Annotated in this window: 27 protein-coding genes; 2 read left to right on the forward strand and 25 right to left on the reverse strand. The window is 37.0% G+C overall.

The features are described 5' to 3' along the window. The first annotated feature begins 78 nt into the window (after positions 1-78). On the forward strand, positions 79-507 hold the full coding sequence (locus L323_RS21965) for a MarR family winged helix-turn-helix transcriptional regulator (protein WP_020813793.1): 429 nt from the start codon (positions 79-81) through the stop codon (positions 505-507). 5 nt (positions 508-512) lie between these two features. Here L323_RS21965 and L323_RS21970 read toward each other — a convergent pair whose 3' ends face one another. The 12 genes from L323_RS21970 to L323_RS22010 all read right to left on the reverse strand — a co-directional run bounded on the left by L323_RS21970 (position 513) and on the right by L323_RS22010 (position 9893). After that, positions 513-1241 carry a hypothetical protein gene (locus L323_RS21970; protein ID WP_242835213.1) on the reverse strand — a complete coding sequence of 243 codons (729 nt, stop codon included), beginning with the start codon at positions 1239-1241 and terminating at the stop codon, positions 513-515. Then, on the reverse strand, positions 1171-1617 hold the full coding sequence (locus L323_RS21975) for a hypothetical protein (RefSeq protein ID WP_020813795.1): 447 nt from the start codon (positions 1615-1617) through the stop codon (positions 1171-1173). Before L323_RS21975 ends, L323_RS21970 begins: the two co-directional genes overlap by 71 nt. A gap of 23 nt (positions 1618-1640) precedes the next feature. Next, positions 1641-1793, reverse strand: a complete 153-nt coding sequence (locus tag L323_RS41210; protein WP_020813796.1) for a hypothetical protein — start codon at positions 1791-1793, stop codon at positions 1641-1643. A 12-nt stretch (positions 1794-1805) separates the two neighbouring features. Further along, the gene (locus L323_RS41215) at positions 1806-1973 is read right to left on the reverse strand and encodes a hypothetical protein (RefSeq protein WP_014311811.1); all 168 of its coding nucleotides are present in this window, start codon (positions 1971-1973) and stop codon (positions 1806-1808) included. A gap of 24 nt (positions 1974-1997) precedes the next feature. Beyond that, positions 1998-2156 carry a hypothetical protein gene (locus L323_RS41220; protein ID WP_020813797.1) on the reverse strand — a complete coding sequence of 53 codons (159 nt, stop codon included), beginning with the start codon at positions 2154-2156 and terminating at the stop codon, positions 1998-2000. A gap of 11 nt (positions 2157-2167) precedes the next feature. Further along, a complete protein-coding gene (locus tag L323_RS21980) occupies positions 2168-3283 on the reverse strand; it encodes a hypothetical protein (RefSeq protein WP_020813798.1) in 1116 nt (371 codons plus the stop codon). A 26-nt stretch (positions 3284-3309) separates the two neighbouring features. Continuing rightward, entirely contained in the window at positions 3310-4269 is a 960-nt protein-coding gene (locus L323_RS21985) for a hypothetical protein (protein WP_020813799.1), read from the reverse strand. Continuing rightward, positions 4266-5813, reverse strand: a complete 1548-nt coding sequence (locus L323_RS21990) for an ATPase, T2SS/T4P/T4SS family (RefSeq protein WP_020813800.1) — start codon at positions 5811-5813, stop codon at positions 4266-4268. Before L323_RS21990 ends, L323_RS21985 begins: the two co-directional genes overlap by 4 nt. 32 nt (positions 5814-5845) lie before the next feature. After that, a complete protein-coding gene (locus L323_RS21995; protein WP_020813801.1) occupies positions 5846-6652 on the reverse strand; it encodes a hypothetical protein in 807 nt (268 codons plus the stop codon). Further along, entirely contained in the window at positions 6652-7308 is a 657-nt protein-coding gene (locus L323_RS22000; protein WP_020813802.1) for an SAF domain-containing protein, read from the reverse strand. The genes L323_RS21995 and L323_RS22000 overlap by 1 nt, the downstream gene beginning before the upstream one ends. A gap of 5 nt (positions 7309-7313) precedes the next feature. Next, the gene (locus L323_RS22005; RefSeq protein WP_038275016.1) at positions 7314-8873 is read right to left on the reverse strand and encodes a serine/threonine-protein kinase; all 1560 of its coding nucleotides are present in this window, start codon (positions 8871-8873) and stop codon (positions 7314-7316) included. 129 nt (positions 8874-9002) lie between these two features. Continuing rightward, positions 9003-9893 carry a radical SAM protein gene (locus L323_RS22010; protein WP_020813804.1) on the reverse strand — a complete coding sequence of 297 codons (891 nt, stop codon included), beginning with the start codon at positions 9891-9893 and terminating at the stop codon, positions 9003-9005. 174 nt (positions 9894-10067) lie between these two features. Here L323_RS22010 and L323_RS22015 point away from each other — a divergent pair, with 174 nt between their 5' ends. After that, on the forward strand, positions 10068-11045 hold the full coding sequence (locus L323_RS22015) for an alpha/beta hydrolase (protein WP_020813805.1): 978 nt from the start codon (positions 10068-10070) through the stop codon (positions 11043-11045). A 94-nt stretch (positions 11046-11139) separates the two neighbouring features. On the opposite strand, the gene L323_RS22020 is transcribed toward L323_RS22015, so the two are convergent. The 13 genes from L323_RS22020 to flgK form a co-directional block, all read right to left on the reverse strand. Further along, positions 11140-12483 carry a Kelch repeat-containing protein gene (locus tag L323_RS22020; RefSeq protein WP_020813806.1) on the reverse strand — a complete coding sequence of 448 codons (1344 nt, stop codon included), beginning with the start codon at positions 12481-12483 and terminating at the stop codon, positions 11140-11142. Between the two features lie 174 nt (positions 12484-12657). Further along, positions 12658-13140, reverse strand: a complete 483-nt coding sequence (locus L323_RS22025; RefSeq protein ID WP_020813807.1) for a flagellar protein FlgN — start codon at positions 13138-13140, stop codon at positions 12658-12660. Positions 13141-13226: 86 nt separating this feature from the next. Then, a complete protein-coding gene (gene fliS / locus L323_RS22030; protein ID WP_020813808.1) occupies positions 13227-13631 on the reverse strand; it encodes a flagellar export chaperone FliS in 405 nt (134 codons plus the stop codon). Positions 13632-13662: 31 nt separating this feature from the next. Continuing rightward, entirely contained in the window at positions 13663-14082 is a 420-nt protein-coding gene (gene fliD, locus L323_RS41550) for a flagellar filament capping protein FliD (RefSeq protein ID WP_242835214.1), read from the reverse strand. 14 nt (positions 14083-14096) lie between these two features. Then, on the reverse strand, positions 14097-15782 hold the full coding sequence (gene fliD / locus L323_RS22035; protein WP_242835215.1) for a flagellar filament capping protein FliD: 1686 nt from the start codon (positions 15780-15782) through the stop codon (positions 14097-14099). 4 nt (positions 15783-15786) lie between these two features. Continuing rightward, positions 15787-16173, reverse strand: coding sequence for a flagellar protein FlaG (locus L323_RS22040; RefSeq protein WP_020813809.1), 387 nt, complete (start codon positions 16171-16173; stop codon positions 15787-15789). 96 nt (positions 16174-16269) lie between these two features. Beyond that, the gene (fliB, locus tag L323_RS22045) at positions 16270-17514 is read right to left on the reverse strand and encodes a flagellin lysine-N-methylase (protein ID WP_020813810.1); all 1245 of its coding nucleotides are present in this window, start codon (positions 17512-17514) and stop codon (positions 16270-16272) included. Between the two features lie 97 nt (positions 17515-17611). Next, complete coding sequence (locus L323_RS22050; protein WP_020813811.1) at positions 17612-18442, reverse strand: flagellin; 831 nt, start codon at positions 18440-18442, stop codon at positions 17612-17614. Between the two features lie 185 nt (positions 18443-18627). Continuing rightward, positions 18628-18846, reverse strand: coding sequence for a carbon storage regulator CsrA (csrA, locus tag L323_RS22060; RefSeq protein WP_020813813.1), 219 nt, complete (start codon positions 18844-18846; stop codon positions 18628-18630). 1 nt (position 18847) lies between these two features. Beyond that, positions 18848-19294 (reverse strand): flagellar assembly protein FliW, encoded by a 447-nt coding sequence (gene fliW, locus L323_RS22065; protein ID WP_020813814.1) that lies wholly within the window; start codon positions 19292-19294, stop codon positions 18848-18850. A gap of 85 nt (positions 19295-19379) precedes the next feature. After that, the gene (locus L323_RS22070; RefSeq protein ID WP_020813815.1) at positions 19380-19961 is read right to left on the reverse strand and encodes a DUF6470 family protein; all 582 of its coding nucleotides are present in this window, start codon (positions 19959-19961) and stop codon (positions 19380-19382) included. Between the two features lie 34 nt (positions 19962-19995). Next, positions 19996-20925 carry a flagellar hook-associated protein FlgL gene (gene flgL / locus L323_RS22075; RefSeq protein ID WP_020813816.1) on the reverse strand — a complete coding sequence of 310 codons (930 nt, stop codon included), beginning with the start codon at positions 20923-20925 and terminating at the stop codon, positions 19996-19998. A gap of 2 nt (positions 20926-20927) precedes the next feature. After that, complete coding sequence (gene flgK / locus L323_RS22080; protein ID WP_020813817.1) at positions 20928-22562, reverse strand: flagellar hook-associated protein FlgK; 1635 nt, start codon at positions 22560-22562, stop codon at positions 20928-20930. Position 22563: the final 1 nt, after the last annotated feature.

Here is a 22563-nt window from a genome sequence, read left to right on the forward strand (position 1 = left end):
CCGTTGATTCGATATGGTTTTATAAAATTGAATTGTATGATATTCTAATTTAAAGATGACTTTTTAAGGAGAATTTATATGCCGTACGATAAACTAAAATTGGAAAATCAGCTATGCTTTCCTCTGTATGCGTGCTCAAAGGAAATAATAAAAAAATATAAGCCTTATCTTGACCCCTTAGGGATTACGTACACTCAATATATAGCTCTTATGGCCCTTTGGGAAGAGGATAATATAACCGTAAAGGATCTTGGCAAAAAGTTGTTTCTTGATTCCGGCACATTAACCCCATTATTTAAAAAAATGGAGTCGCAGAAGCTGGTTGTCAGGCAAAGAAGTTCTGATGACGAAAGGAATGTTTATATAAGGTTAACCGAAGAGGGAAAGAATCTACGGGATAAGGCACTCGATATTCCCAACAGAATTGGCAGCTGTATTGACTTGCCTATGGAAGAGATAGTCCAGCTTCAAAAATCTCTCCATAAACTGTTACAACAATTAGTGTAAGTTATTTAGTTCTTCACATTGGCTCTTTCAAGCTTTGCCCCCCCAAAGCATGAAAGAGCCAATTTTCTTTGCGTAAATATCCCGGTAATTCTTATACCCTTTATATAAGCAAATAGATATGTACCTTTCTCAACCATATTTGTTTTAGGATTCCCGTTTATTGATATTCTGCTATTGTCCTCATATGAATCCGGCCAACAACTCTTAGCTGTATCATTAATTCTGTCTTCAATTAAGTAAGGATCCTCAACAGTCCCATCTGATACCTCTCCTGATGATGTTTTAATCTTATAGTTTACATTTTCCCCACTGACCGATGTAGCACAAATAAGTAAATTTCCTTTTATATCTGTTTGTTCATGATTTGAGTTTGATTCAAACACTGAAAGAAAGGTTGTTTCAGCCCTGTCAATGTCTATTTCAATACCGTCTGTAATTTTTGTTCCCGTGTTTTCATTAAATCCCTCTGACAGTCCTTCAAGGCTTTTATATTTGTTAATATCCTGAACTGCCGCAGTCACTGCATAATCCATTGCCTTGGAAATAGAATTCCTTTTGTATGTATAAACTGCATAGTCTGCTACACTTACAAATACAAACAATACAAGAAAAGTCACAGCCATACCTATGAAAAGTACACCCAAGCCTCCACCTCTCCGATTTTTAATCCACCCCACTGTTTTTTTCAACCCTGCAAGTAGCTTTTGCCCTGTAGTGCAACTTATTGCTTTCATTATCAGAAATAACCTCCGTTTCGGAAAAAATGCTCTCATTCTCCGATTCAACATATATACTGAATATTTCTTCCCTGTCCAGAACACTTCCCAAAACATAGTCGCCAAGTCCGCCAACCGTTCCATCCGGCTGTACATTTGCACATTTGATACTTATATTACCGGCCAGGAAAGTCCCCAGTTCTCCGAGCTTTTCAAGGAGTTCTTCCTGGTCGCTGACAGTCATAACCCCTGTAATCATAACCTTGTGAGCAACACTGTCTACCGTATTTTTTACATACCTTTGCTTGGTGTCATATTCATAAAATGTGAGGGTTTTAAAAAAGAGAACTGCAATTAATGGAATAATAATAAGAAACGCATATATTTTATTCATCCATCCTCCCAAGTTTAGTGCAATCAATCATCCTTAATATTATCGTTAAGTTTTTTCACAGACTGATAAACCTTTTCGCCTGTATCCGATATCAGCTCTGATGTTGGAACTATAGTTCCTATCACTAAAGCCACACATAATGCAAACATGATTATTGCAATTATTATATTTTTCATACATGCCCCCGATTAACGTATAGTACCGCTTAGTGTATTTATCTGCGAATCTACGGTATCCAACTGCCCTTCAACCTTAACGCCGTTCTCCCTGCCATGATTGGCAAGAGGTACAATTACAGCAACAAGAAGTGCCATTGCTATCGCAAACATTGCAATAGAGATAATTATTTTTTTCATATTATTTTTCCTACCCTTTCTATATTAATTTAAAATATTTTCAATACATGGAAGTACACTGTACCCCTTGGTTACCGCAAGGTTTCCCGTTTCTGCCCCATGCCTTATTAATGGAACTATCACGCCTATTACAAGTGCCAGTGCTATAGCCATCATTATTATAGTTATGATTACCTGTTTCATACCTCTCTCCTTTAAATGAATTCAAATGCCTTATAAACGATATCCAGCATCGGATTCAGCATAAGTCTCGCCAGCTCATATACTAAAGGTACAATGCTGATAAAAGCTATTAAATCAATAAAGTCCAGCGTTTCATCTGCCACCATGATTATTGCCTCGTCCCTCTCTATAGCCTCTCTGTCCAGTATTTGCAGTGCGACCTCCTTGTCATGGAGACTGTATATTTCTATAATATCAGTGAATTTAGACAGGCTCTTTACGTTTTTGTTTTTCAGGTAATCAAAACCCTTCCTTTTATCGTACCTGAATATTACCGCAAATTGCCGAAGCCAATCTTGATATGTTTTTGAGGATTTTTCCAGTTCGTAGATTATGTCAAGTGTTTTTATTCCATCTATTCTGGCAAGGAGTTCAAATATGTATTCAAGTTTGATTATCTCTTTTTTATATAATGCACCCTTTACAAGCCACCGAATAACAAGAAATATGTCCGGAAGGAACAACGAAATCAATATAAGCCACATATATCCAGATTTAAAAAACCCTATTTTTTGCGTATCCTCCCATTTATCTATAAACCACCTTGTATTTTCATCAATCTCCTGCTTATCTGATGAATTCAGAACCTCAGCCACTTTTTCTTCAACCAGATGGTACAACTCTGTATCATCCGAGCTTTCAAGCACATCCTTTCCTACTTTTGTTAAAACTACCCTGTAGAAGCGGTATTGCCGGTTATCCTGTGACTTTGTACTGTAAAAAAGTGAATTCTCCTTCTCAGTATTCTCAATGACAAGTCTTTGTTCATAACCCATATTTGTACATCTTATAGCAGAGAAAACAACAATACATAATAAAAAACATAATACCTTAATCAGATACAGTCTTCTTAAACTAATTCCAACTTCGCTAAGTTCCAGTACACGCGCTTCAAACCTGTTCAACCACAGGCCTTTGTTCTTTGTAAGAACATCAAGAAATGTTTTTACAAAGATATTTTCTTCCACACTTTCAATTACACCTGTGATATTTTTTCTTTTAGTATTTTTAGATATTTTAATAACCTTGAAACTTAATCCACAAAAAACTGCTAAAACACCAACAATAATCAACAGAATAAATAACATATCCTCTTTTTATCCCCCTTTCACTTTTATAGTCTTCTAAGTACACGTACTATTATTAAAGCCGAAAGAGAATAAATTGCTATCTTTCCCGCAGCTTGTGCAGTGTTGTAATACAGCCTCATATTCGACCCAAGAATCATTCTGTTTATCAGCATAATTACAGGCAGGCTGAATATACTTGCACCTAGTGTAAAAAATTCATACCAGATAAGCCTCCTGTTTTTCTTTTTCTCAATGTTGTTGTAGCGGGTTATTGTCTTATTAAGCTTATAAAGCTGGCTAATAAGTTCTCCTCCGTTCTCTCTGTAATTTATAAGAAGTGTCACAAATATATTGAACCAGATATCATTTATCCGGTCTCTTACGACACAGAGGCTGTAATTAATATCAGAGCTGTCCGATACCCTTAACATTATCCTTCCCAGATGTTTATTGGCCTTTGAGCAACATTCCTGTAACGCAGGTTTTATTCTGTTATGAGAAACAAAGGAGCTTCTGAAGGAATCAATAAAAGAGGGTATTCTTTGCTTTATACTGTATCTGAGATAATCAAGAGTTAGTGTAAAGGTATAGTACGGTACCATAAAACATAAGGCAAGTGCAACCAGCTTTGTATACCAAAGCTTCATAATTGCTTCAATTGTACAATAGAGCAAAAGGCCGGTTATGGGTATAAAAATAGAGGTTATTGCCACAAGCTTTCTCTGGGTAATGTTGTCCAGAATCAGATATCCTAACGCCTTATCAAGTCTCTTTGAAACATATTTTAATGGAAACTTTTCTGTAATTACTTCCAAACACTCAACAAAGCTTCCCGGCGCGGCTTTTTTAATTCTGTATTTACTTTCTTTCAAAACTCCCTTATATACAGAAATTCCTATGCCTGTTAAAAGAAGCAGCAGTCCTGATAGAATCATGATAATGTACGGTTGATAGTCATTTATTAAATTTATAATTGAATTTGATAATCTCTCTATCACCGTCATATGTTATCAACCTCCGGCACAAAACTTCCAGAGTCATTGTCTGAATTACTTTGGCAGAACAATCTACTCAATTCTTCTGCATCCGATTGGGTAAATTCATACTCCAGACAGGATAGTAATTGATGCTTTGACAGACCGTTCTTGTTTGATATGTACTTCCCTTTTTCCTTGTCAAAAACAAAAAGGTCGTTTATCTGAAAGGTCATGTTTTCTTCACAGGCCAAAACTTCTGAAACCTTGTAAACATAACGTTGTCCCGTTTCTCTGTCCAGTTTTATGTGTATTATCAGATCAACCGCATCTGCCACATCAAACTGGGCTTCCCTGAAGTCGGTATAATAGCCGGTTTGCATTAACAACTGCCTCAGGTCATGGATCATACGTCTAGGGCTGGATGAATGAAAGGTAAATAGACTGCCTCTGGCCTGTCTTAGCATTGCCTTTATCATTTCAAAGGCCTCGTATGAATTTCTAACCTCTCCATATATTACAATATCCCTGTTCAGTCTGAAAAAAACCTCTGTGATATCCGATGGCTTGAACTCCTTTGTGTATTGCAGTTCAACTATATTCTTTCCGGGATAGTTTGAAGAAATATTCAGCTCATGTATGTTTTCTGCCAGACCTATGCTTATATCCGGGTCAAGCTGCTTTATTATAAGCTCATCAGCTGCAGTAGTTTTCCCCGAGCCCTGTTCCCCTATTATAGCTACATTTCTTCTTCCCTTTCCCGCAAGGAGTTCAATAATACGGGCAATCCTGTTTTCAATAAAGTTGTCTCTATAATTCACCAACTGAGTTTTTGGTGCAAACAATCGTACATTTACAACATAGTATTTTGATAAGGGAGGTCTCAGGGCAGTTACTCTCGCCCCGTTTTTTAAGACTGCATATACAAGGGGTGCTCCTGCGTTCATTTCTTCTCTTGCTGTCGAGGTTAACCTATTCTCTATCAATTTTCTGTAACTGTCCTCACATCTGAAGCAAAAGGCCTTATTGGGAATATGCCTTTTTATACCCTTGTATTGAATCCAGATATAGTCGCTCCTTGTACATGCAACTTCATTGAGCACCGGGTCGAAAATCAATTCATCAAGGATGCCGTACCCGTATATCTCCTGATAAATGATTTGCGTAAGCTTTTGCAGCTTTATATCGAAATCGTCGTCTATACTGATAGAATACCGACTTAAATACTCTGCAAGCTCTGTGTCAATAGGCTTGGATATAAAGTTTGCGTCGGCGCCTGTATATATATTTTCATAATAATTTATGTGATACTCTCCCAAAATTCCATCAATATTTTCCTGGGTAATGATTTCAGACTTTTCTATGAGTAAAAAATATATGCTGTTTTGCATAAATTCCCTTGCTTTAGGGCTTCCGTCCATTGCCAGAAGCTTTTGAGCCTGTTTTGTATTTTCCATAATAATACCTGCCGTATCTTCCTGATATTCTTTTATCCCATTAAGTCCGTTTAGTCTTAATTCTTCCTCCACATAGTCCATTAATTCCTTTAAACACAACTTTAGTAACGTTCTCACACTTTTACCCCCTTTGAAATCTTAAAATAAGTTTATGTAAGTATGTCAAATATACTTTTTAAATAATTCACTTTTTTGCCATCCTTGTTATTACTTTTTATATCAAGATCAAATATCTGAGTTATATACTTTGAAATAACTCTTACAGAATGGTTGCACTCTGTATCTCTTTGTAAATAAAGATGAAGGCTGTCCCTGTTTTTCATTTCCTGTAAAGTTTCACAGTAATCCATCTTAAACAGCTTATCCAGAGAAAACCTTCTCTTTATGTCACTTACTCTGGGATAGATATCTCTATACTTTGTTATCAGATAAATTTCATTGCATTTATGTATCATTTTATCTCCAACCAATTTAAGCTTATTTACACTTTCTGCATCCTGAACAAAAAGATTTATGAGCATAGATGATTTATCTAATACTATGTCAGTGAGAGTATTTTCTTTGCTGGACACAGTATCAAATATGATTAAATCAAAGGTTTTTCCAAGACTGTCAACAAGTGTTGAAAAGCCCTCCACATTACGGTTAACATAAGAATTTGTAGTTTTATAGCTTCCCAGAAAGTATATGCCATTTGACCTTGGAATCAAATCCGCTAAAGTCCGAGCTTTATTTTCACATCCCGATTCCTGTAGATTTATTAATTCCTCAATTCCGGGGGAAACCTCATTTATACCCAGTAGCTTATATAGAAGGCTGAATTTTGAATTGAGACAGCAAACCAGTATTTTAGTATCCTGAGTTACCATTTCCCTGATTTGGTTCGCGAGAATAAACGTAAATACTGACTTGCCGGAGTTTTTGACCTCTGATATCACCGCTGCCGTTTTACCCATTAATTAACCTCCCCTACTGATTTTTGTGTACTATCGCAGTACAGCTCATAAATAAGCTTTCCGCTTCTTGACGCAGAATATATCTTTTGTCTGTCCTTCTTACCTAAAACCAACTTTAAGTAAGCAGTTTTGGAGTTCACTGCAGACTTGGAATCCAAGGCTGTACCTGTATCGTCCAGTACATCCTTTACCTGTATTTTGTATAAAACATCCTCGGTAACTTCACTAGTGTCCCTCTGTAGTCTTATGTCAACATACGAACCCTTTCTTATTAGATTAGCCAGTCTTTCCTCCATACTAACCGGCAGCACAATAATTCTTTCATCATCCTTATACCAGTTCTTCCTTTCCAGAAGGTCGTATGATCTTATATAATCATCCTTGTGTATATTTGTAAGGGCCTTTGTCCCTGCAACATTACCAACTTCCGTTTCAATATTAGAACTTACTGCCGATGCGTTTACTTGTTTTTTCCTTAGAAAATGTTCTTCTATTACCGTTCCTTCTTTTATATCTGCCGTCGCTACAACAACAGATACTGTCTTTTCCGTATTAATCGGATATTTTGTAAAGATATATGCAAATATTGCAGAATCCAAAATCAAAAATAAACCGAGACAGATAAGCACGGTCTTTATAATAAGCCTTTTACTCATAGACTTTACTCCTTTTTAAATAAACTTTTCTTTTCATTGGGAATGATTTTATGTAAAATAATATTTGATATAGACTTTTTGAAATTATCAGATATTAAACTATTGAATCCTGCAAATTCTTCAAAATAACCGTACATCCATTTCAAGTATACCTTTTCACTGTAGGTCACCTCAAAAACTTCTGTCTTTCTAAACGGTTCGTTATTAAAAACACCCTGTAAAAGTATATCCGAACTTAATTCACCTTTATAAAATTTATTGATAATAAAAGAAGTTCTGGATACCATTTTTTCCGCCAGACCTTCCTTTTCAAGAATTTGAAAAATTTTAATGATGTTGAAAGGATTCATGTCGGAAACAATAAAAATGTTATCAAGATATATTTCTATAGTCTTCAGAACGTCCGGTGGCCCATCAATAAATATGTATCTGTATTTCTCCTGAAGTTGTCCTAACAGCTTGTTTAAGGTCACATTCTCCGGTGAATCACCAGACACTTCGATTGTCGGTCTTAGATAATACATGTTAGGTTTAGTTTTATGGGGAAAGGTTGAAGGGGAATTTTCACCGGCCCGGACAAAAATTTTTGCTAAATCTCCTGACTTACTTAAATCAACTATACATACGGAATTACCAGACTTTGAAGCTTGTTCAGCCACTGCAGCTGTAAGTGTAGAAACACCTGTTCCACCGGCTCCGGTTACTGCAGTTATTTTAGAAAATATGTAGGATGGGGATATTTCATGAACGGATTTTCGAATAAGAGTATCGGAACTTGCCAAAAGATACTGTCTAAGGTCTTTCATGAGTTCTTCTGCCGTCCTGTATCGTAAATCGGGCTTTGGATTTATACATTTTTTAAGTATTTCATCGATTTGAGGTGAAAGGTATTCTGAGAAATTGTTATTCTGATAGAAAGAATAATTCTTTACAGGGCCAACCCCTGTGATAAGATGAAGCAGAGTAACTCCTAAAGAATAAATATCCGTTGCCGGGCATAAGCAACAGCACATAAATTGTTCCGGAGCCGCATAGCCTTTTGTGCCTATAAAAGCCGTTTCTGTCAAACCGGGAGGTTTGCCTCGCGATTCGTTTAGCGTGGAGGAAATTCCAAAATCGATGAGTTTAATTGTCTCTCCCTTTGTTAAAATGATGTTATTGGGTTTCATATCACCATATATAACAGGATCCGGCTTCTGACTGTGGAGATAATCCAAGACGCTGCACAGCTGTATCCCCCATTCTGCTGCCTTTTTCTCTTCAACACTGCCTTTTTCATCAAGTATCTGTTTGAGGCAGGTTCCTTCTATATAGTCCTCAACGATATATATACATCGTTCATCCTCATAAACATCACATATTCTCGGAAGAGCAGGGTGATTTAATCTCTTTAATATCTCAGGTTCCAAGTAACCACTGATGGTGGAATCCCTGCCTTTTGGAATTTCTTTTACAGCCCAGAAATTACCCAACTTAGTATTTTCGGCAAGGTACACATCTCCGCAGCCCCCGTGTCCCAGCAATCTTATATATCTGTACTTAAAATGAAAATAACTATCCTGCATTTTGAAAACACCTGTATTCGATAATATAATTTTAGTGAAATATTTCTTAGATAAAATAGAAAAATATAGAAATGACATCTAAAATTATAAAACACATTTTTCTTAATTGCAATCTTTTTTTACAAAATTTCATATCCCATCCAAATTAAAATCCGGAATGTACTGTGTATCTGAAGATTCCCTTTCCTGAATATATCCCTCTTCCAACCCAAGCTTGTATAGGTGGTTAACTGCCCTATCGTATTCATTTCTTGTAATAGGCCTGTTTATCTCCGGAAAATTCTTTGCATTGTAATAAGGGGTATACTGGCTCATAAGGGATACATAAACATCTCCGGGTAGATTTTCAGATATCCAATCTAGAATACTTATACTCTCTTTAACATGTCCCGGCAAAATCAGATGTCTGATAATAAGTCCTTTTTTTATAATACCGTACGAGTCTAATACTGGTGAACCCACCTGCTTATGCATTTCGATAATTGCATTCCTGCAAACTTGAGGATAATCCGATGCTGCCGCATATTTTACAGCTGTTTTCTCTGAAGAGTACTTAAAATCAGGCAGATACACATCTACTATCCCCTTCATATCCTGCAAAGTTTCGGGTGAATCATATCCGTTTGTATTATAAACTATGGGAATATTAATCCTACCCTGCTGTTTCAATGGTAGAATCGCCTCTTTAATGGCTTTTGTGTAATGTGATGGATTTACAAGATTAATATTATGTGCACCTTTTCCAATCAAATCCATGAAAATTTCCTGCAGTCTGCTTATGGTTATCACCTTTCCATATCCCTTCTGACTGATTTCATAGTTCTGACAAAATACACATTTTAAGTTACAACCACTGAAAAATACTGTTCCCGAACCGTTTATGCCGCTGATACAAGGTTCTTCCCACATATGCAAAAAAGCTTTAGCGACCTTTGGCAGTTCATGCACCCCGCAAAAGCCCGTAACCCAATTTCTGTCAACTCCGCAATGTCTCGGACAGCAGCTGCAAATCTCACTCATAACACAATTCCCTCCCTTTAGACATGTTTTAACAATTATCGATATTGTATTTACATTCCCTGTAAATAAAAATATAATAAAGCTTGGGAAATCATAAGTCAATATGGTATTTCTGTAAGTCTACAAGCATTCCTTGGGGTTTGGTAAATTATTTAATAATGGAGGATAGTTTATATGCGGCTTTTTCCTGTTGCTTATGCGGAGCGCAAAAGTGTTTTACCTAAGAATATCTTTTTGGCAGTAATCTATATATTGGTTTTGTTGTTAGCCGCTGTTGCTGCGATTTCCTTTTTTTCTGCATGGAGAATTACCCATCCCATAAAGGTTACTACTCCTCAGATATCCTCCAATATAGCACCTGACTATAATAATATAAGCTTTACGGTAGGTGAATCCAAAGAAAAAATAAACGGCTGGTTTTTCCCATACAGCGGCTCCAAAAAAACTGTACTTATGGTTCACGGCTATGGAAAAAACAGACTGCAGTTTGAGGAACAAACCTTCCCTCTTATTGCAGATCTGAATAGAGAAGGTTTCAATGTAATGACCTATGATCTGAGAGGTTCCGGCAACTCATCCGGTTCAATCTCAACCTTCGGTAGAAATGAGACCGCTGATGTTTTAAGTGCTGTAAAATATCTTAACCAGCGGACTACTGAACAGATTATTCTAATGGGTTTCTCTACGGGAGCATCTTCGTGCCTGTCCGCACTAACACAGACTCCGTATAGAGATAGTATTATTGGCGTAATTGCAGACAGTCCTTACTCAAATATAGATGATTATATTGACTATATAGTGGAATCGTCTCTGTGGCTCCCTGATATCCCCTTTAAACCTGCTGTGAAATTTGCTGTTAAAAAGATTGCAAAGGTTGACAGTTCAATGGACATAATATCAAAAGTATCTTCTATTATTCCAACTCCGGTACTTTTGATTGATGGGGCACAGGATACTCCCAGTACCTCTGATAATGCAAAGTTGATTTATGAGATGTATAAAAGAAAAAGTCCCGTACAGGCACACTATTGGAATTCAGGTGCAGCCGGTTATGGTGAAAGCTATTTGTCTGCACAGGATAAATATATAGACCAGGTAGTTGAATTTTCAAATGAATGTGTTGAGGAAGCTGAAAAAGCAGTGCAGAAATAACGTAAAAAAATAAGTGTAATTGTTAAACCATTTTATCGTGATTTAACAATTGCACTTTTTTGTTTTAAGTCTCGTAACTTAACCGGAATATAAATTATTCTGCATATTCCTTAATTTCGAAGCTTGCTATCTTGTTATATGCGATATATTCCTTTCTGCTTAGGAAAGGTTTAATATTGTTCTTTTTATTAAATATGTAATACGACGGTGCGCTACCGTTTGAGCTGTTATCATACCAAGTTAAAAAGCTATCAAGTTCAACACCATTTAAATCGTATTCCTTTATCACTCCATTAACCATTGTTATTTCAAGTATTGCACTGTTTCCTGTAATAACCGGTGGATTCTCATTGCCACCATCACCGGTACCGCCTGTACTAGTGGGTGTATATTCTTCTACTGATTTTAAAGTAGCACCTCCGTACCTTCCCCCTATAGCATAAATTTTACCATTTAGTACCGCTACACCGGGGTCATTTCTACCCGCCAACATAGGTGCATCATAGGTCCATTTGTCAGTGGCAGGGTCATATTCTTCAACTAATTTGTTGCCGCTAGCCCCAACTATATATATTTTCCCATTTAATACTACTGCTCTCCCTGACGCACCTGAATAAGCGGGCATTGATGTCTTTGTTGTCCAAGTGTTTGTTAAAGGGTCATATTCCTCTATGGAAGAAGCAACATCACTACCAACAGTGGTACCCCCTAGTACGTATATTTTGTCGTTTAGTACAGCTATTTCAAATCTAGACCTGGTATTGTGCATAGGCGACTTTGATGTCCAAGTGTCAGTTGCTGGGTCGTATTCCTCCACAGAACCGAGATAATTCTTACCATCATACCCACCTATTGCATAGATTTTTCCGTTTATCACAGCTGCTTTAAACTGTTGCCTAACAACGGACATAGAAGCCTTTAATCTCCATATATTATCTGCAGGGTCATATTCCTCCACCGAATTAACTCCACTTCCGCCTATAGCATATATTTTCCCATTTACTAAGGCTGATGCAAAGCTACTCCTCCGTGTATTCATAGCTGCCATAGTTTTCCACGTGTTGGTTTCAGGGTTATATTCTTCTACCGCTGTATCGCAACCATAGGTGCCTCCTCCACCACCTACTGCATAAATTTTTCCGCCTGTTACCACTACTTGATGATCATATCTTGAATAGGCCATGGGTGCTTTTGTGATCCAGATATCAGTTGCAGGATCATATTGCTCCACTGAGTTTAATGTAGTACTTCCATGCCCTCCAATCATGTATATCTGGTTGTTTAGAACTACTGCATCAGTGAGATACCTTGCAGTCGCCATAGGTGCTTTTGTTGTCCAGGTATTCGGGTCTGCCGCAAATACCATACTGCTTGAAATTACGATGACTAACATAAATACCATTGCACTAAAAATCTTTAACTTGTCCTTTAAGCTCATTTGTACTACCATCCTTTCAGTCTTTTGTATATTTCTGTATTATTATACACCATTATCCAAGTAATGTGCAGTCTTGTAATTTATGTTAACAAGGGGTATAATGAAATATTAATTCCTATATATGTAAAAAGTACACCCATTAAAAATAGGTGTACTTTATCTTAACGTATTATTTTATTTTTTTGTGTCAAAATAATATGATTGTTGGGGCAGTTTCCCTCCGATATTATAGCCGTTGTTTGCTATCTTACCTTGTTTTACCTGCCTTATTTGTCCTCCCAGACTGTCCAGAACACCTCTGGCTTTCATATTATTTTCATTTTCAGCAGCTTGTATTTCTTTTATTGTATCAAATATTGTTTTGATAGTCTGTTGTAGTCGTACAACCTCATTGTACTCAGATATGCTTACTTCTTCCATACTCTCTATTCCAAGAATAGATTTCAGCCTTGAATAATATACCTCAAATGCGTCATCCAGCTCGTTAATTTCATCTATTAGTTTCTGCTTAACATCGACCAAGTTTTGTAATTCATTTATACTGTCTTCAGTTATTACGTCAGACTGTCGTTTTGTAAGGGTTAAAATTTTTTTCATATTATCTGACTTTTTCAAAGATAATTCAGTAAGTTTTTGAATATATTGTTCAGGTGCCATTATTTCTCTCCTCCAAAGCCTTGTAATTAATAAATACACCTCGCACTAAATCTGATTGTGTGCGAGGTGCTTTTACAATTCAATACTTACCTTGCAATCTGATCCGTAGATGAAACATGCCGTTTGGCAAGCTTCATAGCCTGCGTCCATGTATCTCTGAGATCTTTTGCCATTCCCAACACTTCTTCCAGAATATCTTTATCCTTTTTTATATTTGCCTGAATCAATCTTCTGTGCATGTATTCATATATACTATCTAGATGTTTGGACACTTCGTATTTCATATCCAAGGTCACCTGAAATTCCCTGACTATATCCTGTGCACGAATAATTGAGTTATTGGCTCTTTCAATGTTCTTCTCGTCAATAGCACTCTGTGCCAGCATAATGAATTTAACCAAACCATTATACAACATCAGAGTCAGTTCCTCTGGAGTAGCCGTGTATACCGAATTTTCTTTATATTGATTATAACCATTGTTCACCATCATTAGCAACCTCCTGCTGTTCTCTAGTCTCTATTTATTGTCCGGAACTGAATTGGGATGCAAGCCAGTTAGATTGTGAACTCATCTGGCTTAGCATTTTCTCCATGTTTGCATACTTTGCATATAGTGTATTTTCCTTGGAAGTGAGTTTCTCATTTAAATCATCTATTGTTTTATCAAAGCCCAAAATCTCCTTTATTAAGGAGTTGGTGTATTCTGATGCATCACCAACCTGACCGGCTTTCATTATCAATGTTCCGAGATTGCTCTTGGCATCAGGTGTAGTTCTGATTGCATCCTGTATAATATCAGAGAATCTGTCTGCAAGCCCGGATTCTTTATACCTCTCCTTTTTGATTGCAGAATCACCGGAAGCCTTATAATACGACTTATCCGAAGCCGCAGTAAAGAGATTTGTGACCTCGTCGGGATTATTAGTCAGTGCTTCCTTCAACTTTGATTCATCTATTACGAGTTTACCTTTTTCTCACTTATTTCTGTATTCAACTTATCAATTAAGGCATTGTACTGGTCCACAAAACTTTTAATAGTGTTAAAGGTTTTACTTGTATCACTTGCAACGGTTACTTTTATTGGATCTGCACCTGCTGGCAAATCCTTCAATATATTAAATGTAAGTCCGGCATAGGTAAATGAATTATTAGGCCTTACTATAGTCATGGAGGTTCCGTCCTCACCTGTAACCGTCACACTTGCATCACTTCCGACAGCACCCGTACCGGCTATCCCCAGTGATGACATGAAACCTCCTGCAGTATCAACTATATCAAGCTTAGAGGTAGCACCGGTATCCTTAGCCTGTATTTTAAAGCTATTTGTGGTAACATCATAGCTCATGGTTGCATTAGCAGTAGTGTCCATATTTACTTTTCTCATTATATCATTTATTGATGTAGTCGCAGGGTCAAATGAAAAAGTGGAAGTTCCCTTGGAACTTGTTATTGTAAACTCTATATTTTTAGAGAAAGTACCATCTGCATTTTTAATTGATGTCCCGTCGGAATTTTTAAATGGGTCAATTGCAAAGCCTGCACCTATCCTTGAAAGCATTGCTTTTAAATCAACCTTATTTGAAGTATTGGAGCTATCAATCTGAAGTATTGCATTAGCTGCTCCATTAACTGTATACCCTATGGAGAAATTCACACCTGCATCAGATTTTAGTACAACCTTCCCATTATTTATATCTGCTGTTACACCTGAACCGGCTCCGAACGCAGCATCAATCCCATTCTGAATGGCAGCTTTCAGATCATCTGCAGTTGTAAAAGTTGAGTTTCCGGCCAATGGCAGTACGGTAATAGTTTTTGTGCTGTTTCCAATGGTAAGCTCAAATTTATTATTACCACCATTTAATTCAAAAGGGGTAGTACCAGATGGTACTGTGCTGAATAATTTCCCTGCTCCTTCATTATTGACAGTACCTATTGAAAAAGTATCCGTGTTTCTAAGGGTAGTAAATTTAAGCCTTCCCCCGTTATTTTCAACTTTTATTTTACCATTGCCTAAAGAATCCGTTCCAAAGGCATTGTTTAATTTACTTTGAAGTTGAGAAACCAAATCGTCTACACTTGAAATTTGACCGGAGTCATTGTCCAATTTTATATCTACTGTTTTACCATTCAGGGTTATTCTGAATATATTATTATAACTGGAACTTTTTATTGTATCTAAATCTGCCTGAGAAATCATACCTGTTTCAACAGTATTAGTAACATTTGCTCCGGTCGATATACGAGCATAGGTCGCTGCAACAATATTTGATAATGAATATACCCCCGCTTTAGCCCCACTTCCTGCAGTTACACTAACGACATCAGAGGAACTTCCTGCGGCCAGTGCAGCGGTATAACCGGAGAATGTAGATACCAATTTCAAATTGGTGGTTGAAGTAACAGTATCAAAAAATTGATTATAAAAGCTCTGCAGCGATGATGTTACATCTCTATAAGCATCAATCATCCACATATTCAACTCTCTGCTTTGCTTTACCTTATCGATCCTTGCCTGATCCTTTGAAAGTGCTGCCTTCACCAAAGCATCAGTGTCAAAACCAGATATCATTCCAGTCAGTCTTGAGTAATTTGTAGTACCCTGCATTCCACTTGTATTTGAGGAACTGTTAACATTCATATCTCTACCTTCTTTCGTCAACTAATATGCCAGCCATCTCACACATCTTCGCTACCATATCCAAAACCTTTTCGTTAGGAATCTCACGAACAAGTTCATTTGTATCTGAATCAAATACCTTTACAACTATTTCATTTGTCTTTTCATGAATAGAAAATTCGAATCTTCTATTTCCCCCTGAAATCGCCTTGTTTGCTTTTTGTATCGCTTCGATAACTACTCTCTCAGAGACAGGCATGTTGTCTTTATCATAATCGTTTATTTGGGATATTGACTTTGTGGTTGTCAATGTCCTATCCGGTTTGCCTATTGTACTTATTTTTTGAATATCTGCGTTATTACTTTTTGAACTGATACTATTACTCATTAATTCACTGCCATCTATTTTCATACCTGCACCTCCAAAACTCTTCTTCTTATTCTATCGGAAAAAACCAACCATGTATTTAGCAGTTTTTGGAGTTAGCTATATTTTTCTATGTAAATATTAATTTTTTATCATAATAGTCATATATGCTAGGGTATTGTAATTCTTTTCACTTAACTGCTTTGCTAAATCTTTGAGAAAGACGGTATTATGATCAACCGTTTTAGTGAATGTAGATATGAGCTTTATAAGCATATCTTCGTTAAGCCCCTTATTATACCCCGCCATCCCAATCAGATGAACCTTTATAATCGCATAATGTAAAACCAACATAATATATGCATCAAAAATCGATCCATCGGTAAACGGAAATAATCTGGCAAATACATGATTAACAAGATAATTTTCAAATATATATTCGTGTTGATCCATATATGGTTTGTAATATTCTTCAAACGCCTTCTGGTAGTTATTTATAATTTCTTCCTTTGTTGCTTCTTCAGTATAATTAATGCCTTTTTGAAATTGTTCATAGCATTCCATATATATTTTACTAAGAACTCCCCTGTTCACACGAATATCAATAATATCCTTAATTAACTGCAATTGTACTGTACAATCAGCCGGTATTGAATCAAGAACTCCTTTAAATGTCCCTTCTTCTATCATCTTATTATAGGATTGTATTATATTGGGTATGTCATTTACCTTGTTTTCAATCACACATTTATTTAGTTTTTCTATAAACAGTCCTAGAATAATTAGCCTTTCCCACATAAAATAATTTCTGTTCTGTAAAATATCTATGGTAAATATCCTGATATCCCAGAAATATCTCTGAGGCCGATTTGCAAATTGTTTATCCTGTGTATTTAATCCAGGAGAACCCATTAAATCTGGGTTTGGAATATCTTCATATTTGTCAAATTCCATGATTTCCGGATTCAATAGAGCCAATCTTGCCGCTGCCGGGCAGGATAGAGTAGTAGACATTTCAATTGCGTTGTCCACCCTATTTGCAGTTCTGGGGTAAATTGTACAAACTTTTGAAAGATAGCCTTCTCCGTATTCCCGTTGTATCTTGCAAAGCTTTTTATCGTTAAGAAAAGGGCATAGTGCTTCTTCATCAATCATTTTAATCTTTGCATAATTTACAATGTCTCCTCCATTTTTTCTTTCACGAGTTACATATTTATCTAATAGAGGCCTTAATTCACTATCCTGTACACATCTATATTTTTTATAGGTTTCCTTGTCAATATTAACCCTCCAACCTTTACAACAGGAATCCTCACATTCAGAGCCAATACATCTGAATTTTCTAAAATACTGTGGGGTGAGAAATACTTTCATTTTTTCTGTCATATTTACCTCCAAAGGCATAAAGTAATTCCGAATAAATGTAAAAATAAAGAGCCAGAGGCATATATCCCCCGGCTCTCCGTCAGTTGCAGAAAATTTATTACCTGAGTAATTGAAGAACACCCTGTGGCTGCTGATTTGCTTGTGCAAGCATTGACTGAGCTGCCTGTGACAGAATATTCTGCTTTGTAAATTCCATCATTTCCTTAGCCATATCTACATCACGGATACGTGATTCAGAAGCAGATAAATTCTCGGAATAAGTATCCAGGTTGTTTATATTGTATTCCAATCTGTTCTGATTTGCTCCATAATAAGAACGCATCGCACTTACGTTATTAATTTGAGTTTCAATATCGTCAATATCATCACTTGCAGCGCTTGAAGTAGTCCAAGCAGTGGCATAACCTGAAACTGCTGTTACAACATCTTTAAGATCTGTTTTAGACGATGTAAGTGTCAGTTTCTGTGCGGATTCCTGTCCAACCTGCAGAACAATATCCTTAGTTCCATTACCATTAAGTAAAGAAATACCGTTGAATTTTGTATTGTCTTTTATATCAGTAATCTGATTTCCAAGCTCTGCTACTTCTTCTGTTATTCTTGCCAAGTCGTTTGTTGCATCGTAGGTTCCGTTTGCAGCCTCAACAGCGAGTTCCTTAACACGAACAAGTATATTACTAACTGTAGCCAGTGCACCTTCACCAGTCTGTATCATTGAGATACCATCCTGTGAGTTTCTTGATGCCTGATCCAAACCTCTGATCTGGCCTCTCATCTTTTCACTGATTGCCAAACCAGCAGCATCATCACCTGCACGGTTAATACGAAGACCTGATGATAATTTTTCTAATGACTTACTTGTTGCAGTTGTATTGTTTGTCAACTGACGGTAAGTGTTCATTGCAGCAATATTGTGATTAATTCTCATAATATAAATCCTCCATGATTATATATATTTCCGGGATTCCTTTCCCGAATGGTATGCAGGCCTGCCCTCCGCTTATCCGGCCGGTATACAGCGTATAGCCTTCCTGCTTAATTAATATATCGTACTTTTTTAAAAATACTTTATAGCTAAAACTAAAAAACTTTAAACTTTTTTTGTTTTTAATACTACTTTTTAAATATGGAATCAAGTTCCACTATGTCTGCTGTGGCAGCTTTTTTGTTTTCTTCCTGTATTTCAAGATACAACTCTTTGCGGTATATGGATACATTTTTAGGTGCCTTTAAACCGATTTTAACCTGATCACCCTGTATTTCTATGATTGTAAGCTCAATATCATTGCCTATCATTAGTGACTGGTCTTTTTTTCTTGATAATACCAGCATGCTACACCTCCTGCTTCTGGAGCTCATCCATTATATAATGTCTGACCGAATACTCATCTGTATCCAATATCACCTGCGCTGCTTTTCTATTTTCCTTGTTTATAATCACAGGAGCTTTAAGGTTCATACTTATTTTTTTCAAATCCTCTGGAACTACTACAATTGCAAATACATTAACCTGTGAAGGGTTTTCTATTTCCAATGCCTTAACATATTCATCGTTCAATACAAAATCATAGTCTTTCTTTATGGCAAAAGGATCAATCACTGCAAACGCAAGCTCTGGTTTTTCTATGGCCTGAATCCAGCTAAATGGCGAGTCAGAATCCTGATTTCTGATAATCCCATACCTGTGTATATCCTCAAATCCAACAATACCTTCATTAAATTCAATTATATCCTCATCTTTTATATCAATTTCACCAAAGTGCGTTGTTTTCACCAGCATATTTACTCCTCCAAAATTATTTTTCTATTTAGCTTATTATACCTCTCAAACGAGCTTTTGTGGATAAGTAAAAAGGCAATAATGCCTAAATATAACTATCTACATTATTGCCTGTATATTTAATTTCTATGGAGCCGTATGATTCCACTCTTGTATTAACTTTCCCGGGAGTGTAATTGAAATCCACCTGAGCTGGAATGTATGTTCCTGTTACCCCGTTTCTCATACCGATATCATTAATTGGTTCCGGGTCAAATTCTACAGTGCCACCCACAGCATCTATTTTTGGCCTCGACATTGGAACTGTGACCATACCGAATTCATGGGTAGTAACGGAATTCCTTTGGGCAATATCAATCATTATATTTGCCTTATTCCCGATTTTAGCCATGGCATCTCCGTCCTGTGACACCCTGGCAATATACTCCATAGCATGTCGGTATGCATAATCTGACTGCTCTTTAAGCAAATCATAGTTATTTTTCAGCCCTTCTTCAGCAAAACATTCATATTGGTCAATCAAAACTCTTGGCAGCTCAGTCTTAATATTAACTACCGGCGGCTTTTGTTTCAACTCCAACCTTGCCATCATACTTTTACGTTCTATTTTGCAATCAACAGTCTCAATAGAGATTCTTGCGGGTGTCGTTTGGATAGAAAGTCCCATACTTCTCACGTCCTTGTATCACACTGTTTTAAAATTACCTTAGGAAATCCACCAGTGTTTGTTGTATAATTCTTGCTCCCCCAGCTAATGAAGCCTGATAAACATTTTCCTCCATTTTTAGATTCATAATTGTTTCTGCAGGGTCAGCATCCTCATTCTTGCTCATCAGATCTGTCATATTAACTAGATCATTACTCATTCTATCTGCAGATAAATCAATTCTATTCTGCCTTGCTCCAATATCTGCCCTGACTCTTAACAGATTGTCAATTTGTACATCAAACTGATCCAGTTTGCTTCTTACTCCTGCGTTATCTCCTGAATCCAAATCAGCTATGACACCGGAAAAAAGTGCCATCATGGCGGGTTCAGCCCCATCAACTGCATCTCCCCCACTGTTAAAGATATCTCCCCCGGCTACATTGATATTTATATTATCACCAGCACCAATCTCAAACTGAATTTTTTCCGATACCGTATTAACATCAATTTCGAATTTTCCAAAATCAGCGCTGGCTTCATCATCGTTGATTAAATTTTGATCTGTTTTAAATCCCGAAAACATATATCTACCGCTATACGTTGTATTAGCAATATGCACAAGCTGAATTTTCAATTGCTTCATTTCCTGCCCTATATCTCTGGTCTCCGTTATTGAATTGGTACCGTTTGCGGCTTGAGTAGAAAGTTCCTTTGCACGCTTTAATATATCTCCGATTTGAGCCAGGGCAGCATCTGTAGCATCTACCCAAGATTGTGCATCCCCCAGATTTTTCTGGTACTGCTCTATCTTTGAGACATCTGTTCTCAATTTCAATGCTCTTGCGGCAACAATAGGATCATCTGATGGGAGCTGAATTTTCTTTCCGGTATTTAATTGATTTTGATACTTGCTCATACGGCTTTCGTTATTTCCCAAGGCCGTTAACATATTTGAAATCAGCATGTTATTAGTTATTCTCATATTTAGCCCACTCCTAACTTGTTAATAAGTGTATCGTAAATTTCACCCATAGTTACTATCATTCTGGCTGCCGCATTATATGACTGCTGGAATTTAACCATATTTGTCATTTCCTCGTTTAAGTTTACCCCGGATACTGACATTCTTCTATTATCAACCTGCTTAACTAAGGTCTCCTGAGTTTTGGCAAAGGTTTCCGCTTGCTGTGCATCTATACCCATACCTGCCACCAATGACTTCATAAAATCTTCGGGAGCACCTTCCTTGTAAAGACTCTGGTTTGATCTGATACCCATTAATTTTTTAAGAATATTTGTATTCCCGTTTTGACCATCTGCATCAGATGTGGCAATATTATTAGCATTATCTATTATGTCACTGCTGACACTAAAGTTCTTTGCAGTTAATTTGTTATACTGTGCGACAACTTGATTTATATAATCCGGATCTGTTTCGCCCACAGTAACCCCCGCTATTAAGTCCGCACTGCTTATAGGTGTATCCCCCACGCCTAACATTGAGAAGAATCTTATGTCAGTAGGTGCAGGATTAGTATCTGTTAAATTGGAGTCGTAGCCGTACCCGTCAATGTGTCCTACACCTGTATGGGCATATCCTGAATCTATTTTTGTATATCCTTCATTAAAAGCTATAGCAAAAGTTTGAACAAATTCATTCAGCTTTTTCTGATAGTAAGGAACTCCTTTATATATTGGAGTACCGTCTATACCATCCTTACCGTCTCTTACATCCAGCAATCCCCGGAGTTCGCCGCCTGAAACGTTTACGCTGTTGCCGTCCTCCCATTTTATATCATACAGATTTCCTATATCTTCTTCATTAAGTTTCGTAGTTCTCTGGATTACTGTAAGTTTAGTAGCACTGAAATGATCTACCAGTGTTTTGCCACCCAGTGTAATCTGGAAATGTATATCGTCATCTCCATTTGGAAGCTTGCCGTAAGAAATTTCTTTGGCCTGAATATTTGCAAACTTTGAAAGCTGGTCAACCAATAAGGTTCTCGAATCTCTTAAATCATTGGCTGTGCCTCCTGTAAGCTCATAATTATAAATCTGCTTGTTCAGAAGTTGAATTTGAGATGCAATTATATTAATCTGATCAACATCAGTTTTAACCTGATCATTTATATCGTTTTGAAACTGCTCAAAATGAGTGGCTGTATTGTTAAAATATTTTGTCAATGTCGTAGCCTTTTGAACAACCAATGAACGTGCAGCCCCACTTGAAGGGTCTTTTGACAGTTCCTGTAACGAATCAAAAAAGCCATCCATTATCTTGACAAATCCGCTGTTGGATGGTTCGTTAAAAGTAACCTGAATTTCACCCATAAGCTCAGCCTTCTTGCTCCATTCCCCGTTAGCTACGTTTTCGCTCCAGTACTTGAAATCCAGATAAGTATCACGGATTCTCTGTACACCGGTCACCTGTGATCCTGTACCCACCATACCTGTTCCATCCATAACGGCCAAAGGATTAGATGCACTTTGTATGGACTGCTGCCTGGAGTATCCGGGTGTTGTTGCATTTGAAAGATTATGACCTACAACGTCCAGATTTCTTTGTGCTGTGTAAAGTCCGCTTAGTGCGATATTCAAACCAAAAAAGCTTTGCTGCATT

The sequence above is a fragment of the Ruminiclostridium papyrosolvens C7 genome (assembly GCF_000421965.1).
Classification (GTDB): domain Bacteria; phylum Bacillota; class Clostridia; order Acetivibrionales; family DSM-1351; genus Ruminiclostridium; species Ruminiclostridium papyrosolvens_A.

Bases quoted from the DNA above. Each gene is read 5' to 3' on its own strand.
- L323_RS22025 (WP_020813807.1), bottom strand. From the start codon at position 13,140: ATGGCACCTGAACAATATATTCAAAAACTTACTGAATTATCTTTGAAA.
- L323_RS22020 (WP_020813806.1), bottom strand. From the start codon at position 12,483: ATGAGCTTAAAGGACAAGTTAAAGATTTTTAGTGCAATGGTATTTATG.
- flgL (WP_020813816.1), bottom strand. From the start codon at position 20,925: ATGAGAATAACTAATAACATGCTGATTTCAAATATGTTAACGGCCTTG.
- csrA (WP_020813813.1), bottom strand. From the start codon at position 18,846: ATGCTGGTATTATCAAGAAAAAAAGACCAGTCACTAATGATAGGCAAT.
- L323_RS22015 (WP_020813805.1), top strand. From the start codon at position 10,068: ATGCGGCTTTTTCCTGTTGCTTATGCGGAGCGCAAAAGTGTTTTACCT.
- L323_RS41210 (WP_020813796.1), bottom strand. From the start codon at position 1,793: ATGAAAAATATAATAATTGCAATAATCATGTTTGCATTATGTGTGGCT.
- L323_RS22040 (WP_020813809.1), bottom strand. From the start codon at position 16,173: ATGAAAATAGATGGCAGTGAATTAATGAGTAATAGTATCAGTTCAAAA.
- L323_RS21995 (WP_020813801.1), bottom strand. From the start codon at position 6,652: ATGGGTAAAACGGCAGCGGTGATATCAGAGGTCAAAAACTCCGGCAAG.
- L323_RS41215 (WP_014311811.1), bottom strand. From the start codon at position 1,973: ATGAAAAAAATAATTATCTCTATTGCAATGTTTGCGATAGCAATGGCA.
- L323_RS21975 (WP_020813795.1), bottom strand. From the start codon at position 1,617: ATGAATAAAATATATGCGTTTCTTATTATTATTCCATTAATTGCAGTT.
- L323_RS22070 (WP_020813815.1), bottom strand. From the start codon at position 19,961: ATGGGACTTTCTATCCAAACGACACCCGCAAGAATCTCTATTGAGACT.
- L323_RS21965 (WP_020813793.1), top strand. From the start codon at position 79: ATGCCGTACGATAAACTAAAATTGGAAAATCAGCTATGCTTTCCTCTG.
- flgK (WP_020813817.1), bottom strand. From the start codon at position 22,562: ATGCAGCAAAGCTTTTTTGGTTTGAATATCGCACTAAGCGGACTTTAC.
- fliW (WP_020813814.1), bottom strand. From the start codon at position 19,294: ATGCTGGTGAAAACAACGCACTTTGGTGAAATTGATATAAAAGATGAG.
- L323_RS21970 (WP_242835213.1), bottom strand. From the start codon at position 1,241: ATGAAAGCAATAAGTTGCACTACAGGGCAAAAGCTACTTGCAGGGTTG.
- fliD (WP_242835215.1), bottom strand. From the start codon at position 15,782: ATGAATGTTAACAGTTCCTCAAATACAAGTGGAATGCAGGGTACTACA.
- L323_RS21985 (WP_020813799.1), bottom strand. From the start codon at position 4,269: ATGACGGTGATAGAGAGATTATCAAATTCAATTATAAATTTAATAAAT.
- L323_RS22050 (WP_020813811.1), bottom strand. From the start codon at position 18,442: ATGAGAATTAATCACAATATTGCTGCAATGAACACTTACCGTCAGTTG.
- L323_RS22010 (WP_020813804.1), bottom strand. From the start codon at position 9,893: ATGAGTGAGATTTGCAGCTGCTGTCCGAGACATTGCGGAGTTGACAGA.
- fliS (WP_020813808.1), bottom strand. From the start codon at position 13,631: ATGATGGTGAACAATGGTTATAATCAATATAAAGAAAATTCGGTATAC.
- L323_RS21980 (WP_020813798.1), bottom strand. From the start codon at position 3,283: ATGTTATTTATTCTGTTGATTATTGTTGGTGTTTTAGCAGTTTTTTGT.
- L323_RS41220 (WP_020813797.1), bottom strand. From the start codon at position 2,156: ATGAAACAGGTAATCATAACTATAATAATGATGGCTATAGCACTGGCA.
- L323_RS22000 (WP_020813802.1), bottom strand. From the start codon at position 7,308: ATGAGTAAAAGGCTTATTATAAAGACCGTGCTTATCTGTCTCGGTTTA.
- fliB (WP_020813810.1), bottom strand. From the start codon at position 17,514: ATGACAGAAAAAATGAAAGTATTTCTCACCCCACAGTATTTTAGAAAA.
- L323_RS22005 (WP_038275016.1), bottom strand. From the start codon at position 8,873: ATGCAGGATAGTTATTTTCATTTTAAGTACAGATATATAAGATTGCTG.